Consider the following 15,073-nt stretch of genomic DNA (forward strand, 5'->3'; position numbering starts at 1 on the left):
GCTCGCCGCCGAGGACGGCGGCCATGCCGGTCGGCGTCGCCGCGCAGGCGGCGGCCATCTCGGCGCCGCGCACGGCGGCGAGCGCCACGGCGTCGTCGCTGCTCAGCACGCCCGCGATGGCGGCGGCGGCGAGCTCGCCGACGGAGTGGCCGGCCACGATCGTGTCGGCGGGCAGCTCGACCCGGCGGCGCAGCTCCTCGTAGGCCAGCAGGGCGAGCGCGACGACCAGCGGCTGGGTGACCGCGGTGTCCTTGATCTCGTCCGCGTCCGCGGTGGTGCCCAGCCGGGCGAGGTCGAGCCCGGTCGCCTCGGACCAGGCGGCGACGCGCTCGGCGGCCCCCTCGACCTCGAGCCAGGGGGTCAGCATGCCGGGTGTCTGGGACCCCTGTCCGGGGGCGAGGAGCGCGATCACCACCTCACTGAACACGGTCGCGGCCGTTTCCGGTGATGTCGCCACTGACGAAACCCGAGACGCTGGCTTGTAGGGTCTCTACAAATGTGACTCGGAGATGAACGTAGAACGACGTCCCGTGTTGTCGATCCCTGCCCAAATCGGACATGCGTCGTCCGTCACACTCGTCCGAGGGTCGTCCGGGAGGGTCACCACAGGCCGCGGGCCCGGGCCAGCCGCCCCACGGAGAGCGCGATGCGCAGCACCAGAGCGTCACGGGGGTCGTTGGCGTTGCGCCCGGTGAGCTCGGTGGCGCGCTTGAGCCGGTAGCGGACGGTGTTCGGGTGCACGAACAGCTTCCGCGCGCAGGCCTCCAGCACCCCGCCCACCTCCAGGAACGCGTCCACGGTCTCCAGCAGGGAGCCACCCGCGTCCTCCAGCGGCCGGGCCACCCGGTCCACCAGCTGCCACTCCGCCTCCGGGTCGCCCGCCAGCGCCCGCTCGGGCAGCAGGTCCAGCGACCGCACCGGCCGCGGCGCGGCGGGCCACCCCACCACCGCGCGCAGCCCGGACAGCGCGTCACCGGCGCTGCGGTGCGCGTCGGCCAGGCTGGTCACCGTCGGACCGGCCACCACCGGGCCCGGCCCGAACGCGTCGGACACCCGGACCAGCGCCTCACCCCGCTCGGTCTCACCGCCCAGCACCACGACCAGCCGCGAGCCCTGCACGCTCAGCAGCACGGGCCGGCCGATCCGGGCCGCCCGGCTGCGCACCTCGAACACCACCGCGGGCGGGTCGTCCGACGGCGGGTTGCCCACCAGCACCGTCGCCTCCGCCGCCGGGTCCCAGCCCAGCGCGGTGGCCCGCGACAGCAGCGACTCCTCCGCGTCCCCACGCACGATGCCGTCCACGACCAGCGCCTCCAGCCGGGCGTCCCACGCGCCGCGCGCCTCGGCCGCCGCCGCGTACGACGTGGCCGCCGAGAACGCGATCTCCCGGCCGTACCGCAGGACGCCTTCGGTCAGCAGCGCGCGCTCGGCCTCGTTCTCGGCCAGCTTGGGCAGCAGCTCCTCGAACAGCTCCAGCGCGATCCGCACCAGCTCCACGGTCTGCCGCAGGCTCACCCACCGCGAGATGTCCTTGGGCGCGGAGCGGAACGCCTCGGCGGTCAGCCGGATCGCCTGCTGCGGGTCGTGCAGCCAGGACACGAACCCGGACACCCCGTTCTGGATCAGCAGCGTCACCCCGGCCCGCTGGTCGGCGGGCATCCGCCGGAACCAGGGCAGGCGTTGCTCCATCTCGGCCACGCTGGCCGCGGCCAGGTCGCCCGACGCCCGGCGCAGCGTTCGCAGGGTGTCCCGCGACAACGCGGTTGAGCTGGTCATACCGAACACGATCGCACGGGCGAGGGACGCCTACACCAACGAGTGACTCCACCTGACGCTGTGCGCCGATCGTCTTACCGTCGGTGCCGTCGTAGGACCGGTTCGTCGGGGAGGGTGCTCGTGCGCAGGTACATGTCAGTCGGCCTGGTGGTCGCCGCCGTGCTGGCGACGGCGGTCGTGCCGTCGTTCGGCAGGGCGCGCAGCGACCCGCTGTCCGAGTTCACCGCGCAGCAGCTCAAGTGGTCGCCGTGCAAGCAGCAGCTGGAGTGCGCCGAACTGGTCCTGCCGCTGGACTACAAGCGGCCCGAGGCCGACCGGATCTCGCTGGTGATCAGCCGCCGGAAGGCCTCCGAACCGGAGCGCAGGCGGGGGATCCTGGTGCTCAACCCCGGCGGGCCGGGCGGATCGGGCCTCGGCATGCCGGCGTTCCTGGCCGGCAGCGAGGTGGCGAAGGTCTACGACCTGATCGGGTTCGACCCGCGCGGCGTCGGCGGGTCGACGGCGCTGACCTGCCGCACCGTCCCCGAACTGGCCACGATGGACACCCGTCCGGCTGATTCCGAGTTCCCCAAGTGGGCCGCCGAGGCGCAGGCCGCGGAGGCCGCGTGCCACCGCGCGGCGGGCGGCATCCGGCCGTTCATCAACACCGCGAACACCGCGCGCGACCTCGACGTGGTGCGGGCGGCGCTGGGGGAGGAGAAGCTCAACTACCTCGGCTACTCCTACGGCACCTACCTGGGCGCGGTGTACGGCAGCCTGTTCCCGGCCCGCCTGGACCGCAGCGTGCTCGACTCGGCCGTGCACCCGGAGTGGATCTGGCGCGAGCAGTTCCGGGCGCAGGCGGTGGCGATGAGGCGCAACGTCGAGTTGTGGGCGACGTGGGTGGCGCAGCACCGCGACCGGTTCAAGCTCGGCGCGACGGCCGACGAGGTGATGGGCACCGTCGAGGGGGTCGCGACGGCCCTCGCGGTGAAACCGGTCGGTGACGCCACCCGCACCCGCTTCGACGCGGCCGTCGGCGTCGGCGCGCGCTACCGCCCGCTGTGGGCCGAACTGGCCGTGGCGGTGTCGCAGCTCCAGGCCGGCGCACCGTCCGAGGCGGGCGCGCTGATGTCCGGCTCGGCGGACGACGACCTGATCTCGGGCGTGTTCAACACCGTGACGTGCGAGGTCGACTGGCCGACCGACGTGGAGACCTACTACGAGGACATGCGGGTGTTCCGCGACCGCTACCCGTACGGCTTCGGCGTGCTGCGGGCGGCGCCGACCACCTGCGCGTTCCGCAGCTTCACGCCACCCGAGCCCGCCGTGGAGCTCAAGCGCGACGGCTACCCGGTCGGCGTGGTCGTGCAGTCGGAGGGCGACACCCAGACCCAGTACGAGAGCGGCCCGGCCATGGCCGAACGGCTCCGGGACAACCTGGTCACCGTGCTGGACGAGGGCAGGCACGGCCTCTACGGCAGCGGCAACGCGTGCGTCGACCGGGCCGTCAACCGGTACCTCGTCAACGGCGTGCTGCCGCCCAGCAGCTCCGCCTGCCCCGGCGACCCGCGGCCCACGGTGGACCAGCCGACCTCGCCGCTGCACGTGCGGACCTACCTGGACGGTCTCGCCCTGTCCGTGCGGATCTGAGGACCGGCCACGCGAAAACGCCCGGCGCGAGCACCTCGCGCCGGGCGTTTCCCTCTCCCCGGTCCCCACCGGTGATTCCACTCTGGACCGCCGGCGCGAGAACCGCCACGTCAGTCACCCTTTCGTGCCACCACTTCAGGTTGCCGGGTGATTCGGGCTGGGAAACGATCCGGTCCACAAGCGACATGCGAAGGAGGGGCGTCGTGGGCTCCCGGATCACCGATGGACTCGGGCAGGCGTGGGCGATGGTGGCCACGTTCGTGCCGAAACTCCTGGGCTTCCTGCTGGTCCTGATCATCGGGTGGCTGATCGCCAAGGCGTTGGCCAAGGCCGTCGGGTTCCTGCTCCAGCGGGTCGGCTTCGACCGGCTCGTCGAGCGGTCCGGCCTGGGCGGCGCGATGGCGAAGTCACCGGTCGACGCCTCCAACCTGATCGTCAAGCTCGTCTACTACTTCGTGCTGCTGATCGCCCTGCAGCTCGCGTTCGGCGTGTTCGGCACCGGCAACGCGGTGAGCGCGCTGCTCAACGACGTCATCGCCTACCTGCCGCGGATCGTCGTGGCCATCGTGCTGGTGCTCGTCGCCGCCGCCGTCGGCAAGGCCCTGCGCGGCCTGGTCACCGGCGCGCTGGGCAACCGCCCGTACACGAAGGTGCTCGGCGGCATCACCTACGGCTTCATCGTCGCGCTCGGCGTGATCGCCGCCCTCAACCAGCTCGGCATCGCCGTCGCGGTGACCATGCCGGTCCTGATCGCCGTGCTGGCCACGATCGCGGGCGTCATCGTGGTCGGCGTCGGCGGCGGCCTGGTCCGGCCGATGCAGCAGCGCTGGGAGGGCTGGCTCGACCGCATCCAGCAGGAGTCGGCGAGCATCACCCCGGCGCCGCGCCGGTCGCAGGAGCCCGTGACGGCCGCAGCCAGGTCGGCCCGGCACGCCCCGGCGGACCCGCCGACCCCGCCCGCCGGCCTGTCGATCCCGCCCGTCGAAGGCCGCTGAACCCGTCCGCGACGCACGTCCGCGCAGGCCCCGCCCGGCACCACGGGCGGGGCCTGCCGCTCGTCACGGCTCAGTCCAGCCCGTCCAGCACGTCCGCCCAGCTGACGTACGCGAACCCGGTGGTGGCCAGGTCACCCGTGGCCGGGGTGCGCTCGCCGTCCTGCACGACCAGCAGGCCCTCCGGGTAGTCCGGGCCGAGGTCGGCGGTCACCAGGTGCGCCCCGTCGGAGTGCTCGACCGAGTCGTTGCCCCGGCCGCGGCCCACCACGAACTCGCCGGCGTAGCGGTTGCGGCCGGTCCGCTCGTAGACGACGAACCGCGAGTCGCCCTGGCTGGACGCGACCAGGTACCCGTCCCCGACGGTCAGCCCTTCGGCGTCCGCGACCAGGTGCCGCCCGCCGAAGCCGGGGTCGGCGCCCGACACCGCGCACTCCCCGGTCTCCGGGTCGTAGGTCTGCGGCACCCCGAACGAGCGAACCTCGTCGATCAGCTCGGGCCTGCCGAACCCGGTCGCCCGCAGCGGCACGCGCCAGATGCCGACGTCCTCCTGCGCCGCGTACAGCACGCCGTGCCGCGAGTCGACCACCATGCCTTCGAGCTGCGGTCCCTCGCCCGGCTCGCCGCACGGCGCCCAGGAGGTGCCGTCGGGCAGCCGGAACAACGACGGCAGGTCCAGCGAGGCCACCGCCGACGTGCCGACCGAGCCGCCCGGACCGGCCGTCACGCGCAGCAGCGCCACCGTCGTCCCGTTGCGCCGGTTCACCACGACGACCGGCGTGCGGCCGACGAACCCGGCCGCCAGCCCGTAGGCGGTGCGCTGGTCGTCCACCTCCGCCTCCGACGCGGAGAACACCGGCCGCGCGCCGGGGTCGGTCACGTCCCGCAGGACCGCCGCGCCCGCCGCCGCACCGCGCCCGTCGACCTCGTAGACCCGCACCCGGTCCCGGCCGCGGTCGCTGACGAACGCCAGGTCCTGCACCCGCCCGCCGACCGGCACGCGGGCGAGCACGTCGACGTTGTTGAACCGACCGGGCTTGGCGTCCGGCGTCGGCGCGGTGGGCGCGGGGTAGGTGCCCAGCGTCCGGCCCCGCAGGTCGAACGCGACCAGCCCGCCCTCCTTGAGCGTGCCGAGCACGACGCTCTGCCGGGCCGACCGCGGGTGCACCCAGACCGCCGGGTCGTCGGCGTCGGCGTTGGCGGGGCTGCCGGACGGGTCGTCGACGAACGCGCGGGTCTGGGTGACCGGCACGACCTCGACGGGACCGGGGGAGGACGCGACCAGCAGCGGGACCACCGCGGCCATGAGCAGGATTCGCATTCGGCGGAAGCTACCGGCCTCCGGTGTACCGGGGTTGAAGTCGAGGTGACCGGTTCTCGGTTCTTGCGGACTGTGCCGTCGATCACCACAGGAACACTTTCACGCGCCATGATGTTCCGACGCGATGTAGAGACATGCGCTCCGGGGCTCGGTGGAAATCCGAACCGGCGGTCACAGCCCGCGACCCGCCCACCAGGGCGGTTGACCCGGTGGAACTCCGGGGCCGACGGTGAAAGTCCGGATGGGAGGCGCGCATCACGTTGGCTTGCCATGCCCCGGGGACGACCTGTCGGGGATGGAGGACGCGGTGCACGTCTTGATGGAGCAGGGCTTCACGCTGTTCGGGCAGAAGGTCTCCTGGGCGGAGTTCACCGGCCAGGTCTTCGCGCTGGTGGTGGTGTACCTGGCGCAGAAGCGCTCGCTGTGGACGTGGCCCGTCCAGCTGGTCTCGGTCACGCTGCTGTTCGTGGTCTACGTGTCCGCCCACCTCGGCGGCACCGCCGCGCGCCAAGTGGTGATCGCGCTCATCACCCTCTACGGCTGGTGGGCGTGGACGCGCCGGCGTGACCCGGTGTTCGGCGTGGTGGTCCGCAAGGGCACCGCGCGGGAACGCCTCGCGGTGGCGGTCGCGTTCGTCCTCGGCACGATCGGGTTCGCGCTGGTGCTCGACGCGCTGAACGCGTCCTGGGCGCCGTGGCCGGACGCCGCGATCTTCGTCGGCACCGTCCTCGCCTTCACCCTCCAGGGCTTCGGCCTGGTCGAGTTCTGGCTGGTCTGGCTCGTGGTGGACGCGATCGGCGTGCCGTTGCAGATCCAGTCGGGGCTGTGGTTCAGCGCGGCGGTCTACACCGTCTTCGCCGTCCTGGTGATCCGCGGCTGGATCGACTGGAACCGCGCCGCGAAGCAGACGAACGCCCGCGTCGAGGCGGTCAAGCCCTAGCGGCCCTGCTCGGCCCGCTCCAGGTCGTCCGCGAGCTGGTCCATCGACTCGTCGACCGAGTCCGGTTTCTCCAGGACGTGGTGCAGGCTCTCCTGCATCACGCTGGTCAGCACGTCGTAGTGCGGGGACGGCCGCCGGGCCCGGGCGCCCAGCAGGCTCCGGCGCAGCTCGGGCGACACCAGGCCCGGCTCGTCGTAGAGGAACTCGATGGTGGGCGCGAACCCGGCGCGCTGGGCCATCAGCCGCTGGTTCTCCACGTCGGTGACGAACCTGATGAACCGGCGCGCGGTCGCCTGGTGGGCCGAGCACCGGGACACGGCCAGGTTCCAGCCGCCCAACGCGCTCGGGCCCGGCAGCGGGACCGCGGCCCACCTCCCGACCACCTTCGAGCTCTCCCCGTCGTCGAGCCGGGGGCCCGCGAACGGCCAGTTGCGCATGAACAGCGCCCGGCCGGCCATGAACTCCGCGAGGGAGGTGTTCTCGTTGAACTCCAGCGCCTCGTGCGGGATCCAGCCCTGCGCGACGCCCTCGGCCAGGGCGCGCACGCCCTCCTTCGCCTGCGCCGAGTCCGGGTGCCGCAGGTCGCCCTCGTGCGCCCAGATGGCCTCGGCGGCGTTGACGGTCAGGCCCTCGTAGCGCCCGAGCTGGGCCACGTAGCCCTCCAGGTCGTGCTGCGGGGCGATGGTGCTCGCCTGCCACCTCAGCTCGGCCCACGTGGTCGGCGGCTCCACCCCCGCGTCATCCAGCACGTCCGTGCGGTAGTAGAGCAGCCCGGCGTCGCTGCGCCACGGGACCGCCCACAGGTGCTCCCCGTCCGGGGTCTTCGCCGCCTCCACCGCCTCCGGCAGCATCCGGTCCACCCAGAATTCGTCGGGATCCAGCTCCACCAGGTGCCCCGCCGCGGCGAACGGGGCCGTCCACACCATGTCCACGGCCATCACGTCGTAGCAGTCGGGGCCGCCGCGCACGTCCTCGAGGTCCTGGGCGCGGGCGGCCAGCTGGGCGCGGTGGCCGTCGGTGGTGTTCGGCATCTCCACGAAGGCCACCTGCTCGCGCCGGTCGGCCTGCGCGTTCCAGCGATCGACCAGCTTCCGCACCTGCCCGCCCGCCGTGGTGTCGGGGCCGTCCACGAACGTGATCGGCCCGGTGCCGTCCTCCACGTCGTCCCGGACCGGGGCCGTGCACGCCGCCAGCAGCACCACCAGCGGCACGAGTGCGCGGATCACGTCACTCCCCCCACGCGGCGCGCGCGACGTCCGCCAAGGCGGTTTTCTGGCGCTCAGATGGCCCGGAGCCGTTCCGGTCGACGATTTCGTGGCAGGACCCCCCATGATCGTGTGCGACGGCGTAGAGGGCCGTTGAGGGCGCGCACGCCCCCTCCTCGAACCCGACGGCCACCACCTCGACCAGACCGCCGAGGGTCGTCCTCACCGCCGGGGCCGGGGCCCGCGACGCCACCACCACGACGTCCGCCTTCCGCCGGACGGCCTCCTCGACCAGGTGCTCGGACAGCGGCAGGTCGATCACCTCGTCACCCGGACCGCGCAGCTGCCGCACCTGCTCGAGGAACAGCGCCGCGTCGGCGGAGCCGTCACCGGCCACGCCGATCACCCGCGGCTGGCTCGCGGCCTTCCACGCGTCGCGGATCGCCTTCGCGTCCGGCTCGTCGGGCAGCACCAGCGGTCGGTCGGCGCGCACCCCCGGTCCCGGGTCCGACCCGATGTTCCAGTCCACGTCCCGGAACCCCGCCCGCCGCAACTCGTCCTGGGCGGACGGGGAGAGCAGGTGCTGCCGGAACCGCTCCACGGCCTGCCGGCGCCGCTCGTTCACCGGCCGGGTCGGTCGCTCGACCTCCACGAACGGGTGGTCCAGCACCAGCACGCCGTCCCGCGGGTAGAGCACCCGGCACCCGTCCGTGCCGGCCACCGACTTCTCCGACCCGACGACCAGCACGTCGTCGACGCACGGCTGCGCGGTGGTCGAGGCGCTGGTGAGCTCGTGGAGCTCGCGCGGCATCTCGCCCGTCTTCAGGTACAGCCCGCCCACCGCGGCGCGCACCTGCGCGGCGGCGGCGATCACGCCGACGCCCGACGACGTGTCCACGGCGGCCGTCCGGCCCATCCGCCCCCACCGGAACTGGTCGTCCAGCGCCGCGGCCAGTTCCTCCGACACGCCCACGACCATCGGCGACACCGCCACGCCCCCGCGGGGCCGCAGCACCGTGTCGGTGCGGGTCCGCAGCGTCGCCTGGGTGGGCCGGACCTCCGCGCTGCTGTCCGGCAGCCACACGTGCGGTTCGGGGCCGACGCCGGTGAGGTCGGCCGTCGACCAGCCCCGGCCCAGCGCCGCCGCGGCCTGCTCGTCGGAGGGACCGCTGAACACCAGCGCGTCCACCTCCTTGCAGCCCAGGTCGTTGCGCCGCTGCGCCTCCTCCTCGAACTCCAGCGCGATCCAGCGGACGACCCCCTCCAGCTCGTCCGACGTGAGCACGTTGAGCTGGACCGGTGGTGGGCAGGGCGGCACGGCGGGTGGCGAGGCGCCCGCGGCGTTCGTCACGGCCACGAGCAGCAGCACCGGCACCAGCAGGGCGGCCTGCGGGCGGAGCCTGCCGCGCCGCGGTCCGGGCCTCTCCTCGACCGGCTCGTCTTCCGCCTTCCGTTCCGCCGTCCCTCCCGCGACCGGGCCCTCCGGGACGACCTCGGCCTGGCCGCTGTGCGGCACGTGCAGCCACGCGGGGCCGCGGACCTCCTTGACCTCCACGTCGACCCGGCGGAACGACCCCGGGTCCATCGCCGGGTCCGGGCGCACCACGTCGTCGTAGAACCGGTCGGAGACGATCAGGGCGACCAACGCGGTCGAGCGGTCCAGCGCGTCGCGCAGCGGCCGGGAGTCGAGCAGCCGGAACGCCAGCGTCACCTCGTCCCCGATCGCGCCGTGCTCGTCGTGCTGCACCTCGCCCGCGGTGATCGCCATCCGCAGCCGGAGCCGGGCGTCGTCGGTCCGGGTGGCGTTGTAGCGGCGCAGCTCGTCCAGCAGGGCGCGCGGCAGGCCGCCGACCACCCGGCTCTTGGGCATGTCGGCCGGCACGAGCACGAACACGCCGTCGCCGCGGTCCTCGTGGTGGGTGGCCGACCAGTCGAGCCCGCTGTCGTCGAACGCCGCCCGCAGCGCCGCGTACATGCCGCGCCGGATCTCACCCTGGGGAACGCGGGCCCGCTGCCCGAACGCGGACACGTCGACGACCACGACCGTGCGGTGCAACGCGTGCTGCGGCTGCGTGCCCACTCCGACCCCTCGTTGGAACGCCGGGTTTGTGCGCCAAGTCTATGGGGTGGATCACAACGCGCAGCGGGAACGGGGACATCTCCGCTGGTGGGCCGCATTACTGCGGAGACGCCTCGGGGCGGCCACGCCGTCGCGTGACCGCCCCGAGGTCCGAACCGATCAGGCCACGCCGGGGTCCGAGGTGGACGGGCCCGCCGCGCCGACGTCGTCGATGCGGTACTTGCGCGCCGCCTGCACGACCAGCGACTGCTGGATCTCACCGCGCTTGGCCAACGCGGCCAGGGTGGCCACCACGACCGACTCGGCGTCGACCAGGAAGTGCCGCCGCGCCGCCGGCCGGGTGTCGGAGAAGCCGAACCCGTCGGTGCCCAGCGTGGTCATGTCCGTCGGCACGTACGGCCGGATCAGGTCCGGCACCGCGCTCATCCAGTCCGACACCGCCACGACCGGACCGGCTGCGTCCGCCAGCACCTGGGTGACGTACGGCACCCGCGGCTCCTGGTCGGGGTGCAGCAGGTTGTGCCGGTCGACCTCGACCGCCTCGCGCCGCAGCTCCGAGTACGACGTCGCGGACCACACGTCGGCCTGCACGCCCCACTCGTCGGCCAGCATCCGCTGCGCCTTGACCGCCCACGGCATCGCCACGCCGGAGGCCAGCAGCTGCGCCCGCGGACCGCTCTGCGCCGGCGCCTGCTGGTACCGGTACAGGCCGCGGAGCAGGCCCTCGACGTCCAGGCCCTCCGGCTCGGCCGGCTGCTGGTACGGCTCGTTGTAGACGGTCATGTAGTAGAAGACGTTCTCGGCGTTCTCGCCGTACATCCGCCGCAGGCCGTCCCGGACGATGTGCGCCACCTCGAACGACCACGCCGGGTCGTACGCCACCACCGCGGGGTTGGTGTGCGCCAGCAGCAGCGAGTGCCCGTCCGCGTGCTGCAGGCCCTCACCGGTCAGCGTGGTGCGGCCGGCCGTCGCGCCCAGCACGAAACCGCGCGCCATCTGGTCCGCCGCCGCCCACAGGCCGTCGCCGGTGCGCTGGAAGCCGAACATCGAGTAGAAGATGTAGATCGGGATCATCGGCTCGCCGTGCGTGGCGTAGGACGTGCCCGCCGCGGTGAACGACGCGGTCGAACCGGCCTCGTTGATGCCCTCGTGCAGGATCTGGCCCTGCTCGCTCTCCTTGTACGCCAGCATCAGCTGGGCGTCCACGGAGGTGTACATCTGCCCGTTCGGGTTGTAGATCTTCTGCGCCGGGAACATCGAGTCCATGCCGAACGTGCGCGCCTCGTCCGGGATGATCGGCACGATCCGGCCGCCGATCTCCGGGTCCTTGGCCAGGTCGCGGACCAGCCGGACGAACGCCATCGTGGTGGCGACCTCCTGCTTGCCCGAGCCCTTGCGGATCACGTCGTAGACCTTGTCGCCCGGCAGCACCAGCGCCTTGGACTTCGTCCGCCGCTCCGGCACGAACCCGCCCAGCTGGCGGCGCCGCTCCATCAGGTACTGGATCTCCGGGGAGTCCTTGCCCGGGTGGTAGTACGGCGGCAGGTACGGGTCCAGGTCCTTGTCCTCGATCGGGATGCGCAGGCTGTCCCGGAAGAGCTTCAGGTCCTCGTGGGTCATCTTCTTCATCTGGTGCGTGGCGTTGCGCGCCGCGAAGTGCGGGCCCAGGCCGTAGCCCTTGATGGTCTTGGCGAGGATGACCGTCGGCTGGCCGTGGTGCTCCACCGCCGCCTTGTACGCCGCGTACACCTTGCGGTAGTCGTGGCCGCCGCGCTTGAGGTTCCACACCTCGTCGTCGGACATGGGCGTGACCAGGTCCTTCGTGCGCGGGTCGCGCCCGAAGAAGTGCTCGCGGACGTACGCGCCGTCGTTGGCCTTGTACGTCTGGTAGTCGCCGTCCGGCGTGGTGTTCATCAGGTTGACCAGCGCGCCGTCGCGGTCGGCGTGCAGCAGGGCGTCCCACTCGCGGCCCCAGATGACCTTGATGACGTTCCAGCCCGCGCCGCGGAAGAACGCCTCCAGCTCCTGGATGATCTTGCCGTTGCCGCGGACCGGGCCGTCGAGGCGCTGCAGGTTGCAGTTCACCACGAAGGTCAGGTTGTCCAGCTGCTCGTTCGCCGCGACCTGCAGCAGGCCGCGCGACTCCGGCTCGTCCATCTCGCCGTCGCCGAGGAACGCCCAGACGTGCTGGTCGGACGTGTCCTTGATACCGCGGTCGTGCAGGTAGCGGTTGAACCGCGCCTGGTAGATCGCGTTCATCGGGCCGAGGCCCATGGACACGGTGGGGAACTCCCAGAAGTCCGGCATCAGCCGCGGGTGCGGGTACGACGGCAGGCCGCCGCCCGGGCCGGCGTGCGAGTACTCCTGGCGGAAGCCGTCGAGCTGCTCGGCGGTCAGGCGGCCTTCGAGGAACGCCCGGGCGTACACGCCGGGGGAGGCGTGACCCTGGATGAACACCTGGTCACCCCCGCCGGGGTGGTCCTTGCCGCGGAAGAAGTGGTTGAAGCCCACCTCGTAGAGGCTCGCCGACGACGCGTAGGTCGAGATGTGGCCGCCGACGCCGACGCCCGGCCGCTGCGCGCGGTGCACGGTCATCGCCGCGTTCCACCGGACCCAGGCCCGGTAGCGGCGCTCCACCTCCTCGTCGCCGGGGAACCACGGCTCACGCTCGGTGGGGATGGTGTTGACGTAGTCCGTGCTGGTCAGCGAAGGGACGCCGACGTGGCTCTCCCTGGCCCGCTCGAGCAGCCGCAGCATCAGGTAGCGGGCGCGCTGCTGCCCGCCGCCCTTGAGCGCGGCGTCGAACGACTCCAGCCACTCCGCGGTCTCCTCCGGGTCGATGTCGGGGAGGTGGGCGGCCAGACCGTCACGGATGACGCGTACCCGCTCGGGGGGGTTCTGCGGGGCCAAGGGATCTCCTCGTTCCGGTGTCTTCTCAACCCCATCGTCGCCCGACAGTCACGGTCCCGTCACCTCTACCGGTGAGTAACTCTGGATCGTTTCTCTCGCGCGCGCGAATAGGAGGTGTGTAGAGCGTGCCTCATGCCCTCGGAGGGCCGCACCCGGGGGTACCCGATGCGGCGTGTCTTGGCTCTTACGGTTGCGCGTGGCGGGGCAGACAGTGTTCGCTAGCCGCGACTGGTAGTGACATCGCGCGGCAGTCGTACCCCGGCTGCCGCTCTTGTGTACTTGGAGGAGTGGAAGCCGTGGTCGCCGCGGAAGACGCCGGCAAGATCGGTGTCGCCGACAGGCTCGGGATCGAACCGGGCAGCGTGGTCCAGGAGATCGGCTGGGACGAGGACGTCGACGACGACCTGCGTGCCGCGATCGAGGAGCGGGTGGGCGGTGATCTGCTCGATGAGGACTCCGACGAGGTCATGGACGTGGTCCTGCTGTGGTGGCGCGAGGAGGACGGCGACCTCGCCGACGCCTTGATCAACGCCACGACGGGCCTCGCCGACGACGGCGTGATCTGGGTGTTGACACCCAAGACGGGCCGCGCCGGTCACGTCGAACCGAGTGACATCGCCGAGGCCGTGTCCACCGCTGGGCTCGCCCAGACCTCCAACATCACGGTGAGCGGTGACTGGTCCGCGACCAGGCTCGTCTCCCCGAAGTCGGCGAAGACGAAGCGCTGACCGCGGCGAGGAACGCCGACCGCCATGCCCTAGGCTCGACGGCGGGCTCCCCGATCGGGTGGAGCCCGTTCTTCGGGTTGCTCTGGTTCCGGTGGAGGGTTGCATGGTCGAGGTTGGTGCTCAGGCCCCCGACTTCACGCTCAACGACTACAACAAGCAGCCCGTGACGCTGTCCTCGTTCCGCGGGGAGCGCAACGTGCTGCTGGTGTTCTACCCGTTCGCGTTCAGCGGCATCTGCACCGGCGAGCTGTGCCAGGTGCGTGACGAGCTGGCGGTGTACGAGGACGAGAACGTGCAGGTCATCGGTGTGTCCGTGGACACCCCGTTCAGCCTGAAGGCGTGGGCCGCCCAGGAGGGCTACCAGTTCCCGCTGCTGTCGGACTTCTGGCCGCACGGGGAGGTCGCCCAGGCCTACGGTGTGTTCAACGACCAGGCGGGCCTGGCCAACCGGGGCACGTTCCTCGTCGACACCTCCGGCGTGGTCCGCTACGCCGAGGTGAACGCCCCGGGCGAACCCCGTGACCAGGAGGCGTGGAAGAAGGCCGTCGCGGCCTTGTCCTGACACCTGCCCGGCGCCGTCGACGTGTCGCCGGCGCTTCGGGGCGCGTAGCTCAGCGGAAGAGCACTCGGTTTACACCCGAGCGGTCGCAGGTTCGAATCCTGCCGCGCCCACCCCGCCCTCCCGGGCCGCAACTCCGCTTCCCGTTCGGCGTGCGCTGGAAAATGATCCGGAACGGCCCGCGAGTACTTCTTGCGTTCAGGTGAGCGACGAAGGCGACGGGCGGTGGGTCGTCTTGTGCCACCGGCCTTCGCGCAGCTGGTAGGTGTGGTGGCCGATGGTGGTGTCGAAGGTGATCCAGCGGTCCATCGGGATGGGTTCGGTCAGCAGTTCCTCGCGGGCCTGGTCGGCGCACGGGATCAGGCGGGACTGCTTCAGCTCGTCCGTCCGCGCGAACTCCGGGATGCGGGCGAAGCGGGCGGTCACGGCGGTGACGTCCAGGTCGGGGTCCAGGGCGATCGGGCCGTAGCCGCCCACGTCGTTGGTGCGGAACGCGACCGTGGCGCGGGCCCGGTCGGCCGCGGCGGAGGGCCAGCGCAGCGACAGGGGGCCGAAGCGGGTGCTGCCGCCCAGCGCTGCCGCGAGTCGGCGTTCGAGGGTCGGCAGGACCGGGTCGTCGTCGGGCAGCGCGCGGGTGACGACGACCAGGTGCGAGGTTTCTCGGATGGTGTTCACGGCGGTCGGAACTCCTCCTGCCTGCGTGGCGGAAACGAAGCGGAAAGGGCTCGGGGTGACGTGATCACCGTGGCTCACGAACGGGTGGAACGGTCGGGGCGCTCGGCAAGCGGCAAGCGGCCTGAGCCCAGTGGCGGAACGGCCCCGCACAGCCGATGAGGTGCGACGATGCACGCTGCGGCACGGGATTGGGCGAGTCGGGTGGGCTCGCTCGGAGCGAAGTCACTCGATCGAGTGATTAACGGATTTCGTCGG

12 protein-coding genes, 1 tRNA gene and 1 riboswitch are annotated in these 15,073 nt (G+C 72.3%); of the genes, 6 read left to right on the forward strand and 7 right to left on the reverse strand.

Features of this window, described 5'->3' with window-relative positions; genetic code table 11:
* A partial coding sequence (locus AB0G02_RS03870) for an acyltransferase domain-containing protein (protein ID WP_360788903.1) occupies positions 1–367 on the reverse strand: 367 nt, incomplete at its 3' end.
* A 233-nt stretch (positions 368–600) separates the two neighbouring features.
* Positions 601–1,776 (reverse strand): helix-turn-helix domain-containing protein, encoded by a 1,176-nt coding sequence (locus tag AB0G02_RS03875; protein ID WP_360788906.1) that lies wholly within the window; start codon positions 1,774–1,776, stop codon positions 601–603.
* Between the two features lie 120 nt (positions 1,777–1,896).
* Here AB0G02_RS03875 and AB0G02_RS03880 point away from each other — a divergent pair, with 120 nt between their 5' ends.
* Together AB0G02_RS03880 and AB0G02_RS03885 are read left to right on the forward strand one after the other, a co-directional pair.
* The gene (locus tag AB0G02_RS03880) at positions 1,897–3,408 is read left to right on the forward strand and encodes an alpha/beta hydrolase (protein ID WP_360788909.1); all 1,512 of its coding nucleotides are present in this window, start codon (positions 1,897–1,899) and stop codon (positions 3,406–3,408) included.
* A 203-nt stretch (positions 3,409–3,611) separates the two neighbouring features.
* The gene (locus tag AB0G02_RS03885) at positions 3,612–4,403 is read left to right on the forward strand and encodes a hypothetical protein (RefSeq protein ID WP_360788913.1); all 792 of its coding nucleotides are present in this window, start codon (positions 3,612–3,614) and stop codon (positions 4,401–4,403) included.
* A gap of 70 nt (positions 4,404–4,473) precedes the next feature.
* Here AB0G02_RS03885 and AB0G02_RS03890 read toward each other — a convergent pair whose 3' ends face one another.
* On the reverse strand, positions 4,474–5,721 hold the full coding sequence (locus AB0G02_RS03890; RefSeq protein ID WP_360788916.1) for a phytase: 1,248 nt from the start codon (positions 5,719–5,721) through the stop codon (positions 4,474–4,476).
* A 133-nt stretch (positions 5,722–5,854) separates the two neighbouring features.
* Positions 5,855–5,978: riboswitch (FMN riboswitch) on the forward strand.
* Positions 5,979–6,028: 50 nt separating this feature from the next.
* Here AB0G02_RS03890 and pnuC point away from each other — a divergent pair.
* Positions 6,029–6,661: a nicotinamide riboside transporter PnuC gene (gene pnuC / locus AB0G02_RS03895; protein ID WP_360788919.1), complete on the forward strand. Its 633-nt coding sequence runs from the start codon at positions 6,029–6,031 to the stop codon at positions 6,659–6,661.
* On the opposite strand, the gene AB0G02_RS03900 is transcribed toward pnuC, so the two are convergent.
* The 3 genes from AB0G02_RS03900 to aceE all read right to left on the reverse strand — a co-directional run bounded on the left by AB0G02_RS03900 (position 6,658) and on the right by aceE (position 12,856).
* Positions 6,658–7,887 (reverse strand): extracellular solute-binding protein, encoded by a 1,230-nt coding sequence (locus AB0G02_RS03900; RefSeq protein WP_360788922.1) that lies wholly within the window; start codon positions 7,885–7,887, stop codon positions 6,658–6,660. The two genes, pnuC and AB0G02_RS03900, sit on opposite strands and share 4 nt — an antisense overlap.
* 1 nt (position 7,888) lies before the next feature.
* Positions 7,889–9,946 carry a substrate-binding domain-containing protein gene (locus AB0G02_RS03905; protein ID WP_360788925.1) on the reverse strand — a complete coding sequence of 686 codons (2,058 nt, stop codon included), beginning with the start codon at positions 9,944–9,946 and terminating at the stop codon, positions 7,889–7,891.
* Between the two features lie 159 nt (positions 9,947–10,105).
* On the reverse strand, positions 10,106–12,856 hold the full coding sequence (gene aceE, locus AB0G02_RS03910) for a pyruvate dehydrogenase (acetyl-transferring), homodimeric type (RefSeq protein WP_360788928.1): 2,751 nt from the start codon (positions 12,854–12,856) through the stop codon (positions 10,106–10,108).
* Between the two features lie 296 nt (positions 12,857–13,152).
* Here aceE and AB0G02_RS03915 point away from each other — a divergent pair, with 296 nt between their 5' ends.
* From AB0G02_RS03915 to AB0G02_RS03925, 3 genes are all read left to right on the forward strand, one after another.
* Positions 13,153–13,584 (forward strand): DUF3052 domain-containing protein, encoded by a 432-nt coding sequence (locus AB0G02_RS03915; protein WP_360788930.1) that lies wholly within the window; start codon positions 13,153–13,155, stop codon positions 13,582–13,584.
* 103 nt (positions 13,585–13,687) lie between these two features.
* Positions 13,688–14,146 (forward strand): peroxiredoxin, encoded by a 459-nt coding sequence (locus AB0G02_RS03920; RefSeq protein ID WP_360788932.1) that lies wholly within the window; start codon positions 13,688–13,690, stop codon positions 14,144–14,146.
* Between the two features lie 38 nt (positions 14,147–14,184).
* Positions 14,185–14,256, forward strand: a tRNA-Val gene (locus AB0G02_RS03925).
* A gap of 85 nt (positions 14,257–14,341) precedes the next feature.
* On the opposite strand, the gene AB0G02_RS03930 is transcribed toward AB0G02_RS03925, so the two are convergent.
* Positions 14,342–14,818, reverse strand: a complete 477-nt coding sequence (locus tag AB0G02_RS03930; protein ID WP_360788935.1) for a TIGR04141 family sporadically distributed protein — start codon at positions 14,816–14,818, stop codon at positions 14,342–14,344.
* Between the last annotated feature and the right edge of the window lie 255 nt (positions 14,819–15,073).

The sequence above is a fragment of the Actinosynnema sp. NPDC023658 genome (genome assembly GCF_040639995.1).
GTDB lineage: Bacteria > Actinomycetota > Actinomycetes > Mycobacteriales > Pseudonocardiaceae > Actinosynnema.

Excerpts from the sequence above, each read along its gene's own strand:
- AB0G02_RS03875 (WP_360788906.1), bottom strand. The coding sequence starts at position 1,776 with ATGACCAGCTCAACCGCGTTGTCGCGGGACACCCTGCGAACGCTGCGC.
- AB0G02_RS03890 (WP_360788916.1), bottom strand. The coding sequence starts at position 5,721 with ATGCGAATCCTGCTCATGGCCGCGGTGGTCCCGCTGCTGGTCGCGTCC.
- AB0G02_RS03920 (WP_360788932.1), top strand. The coding sequence starts at position 13,688 with ATGGTCGAGGTTGGTGCTCAGGCCCCCGACTTCACGCTCAACGACTAC.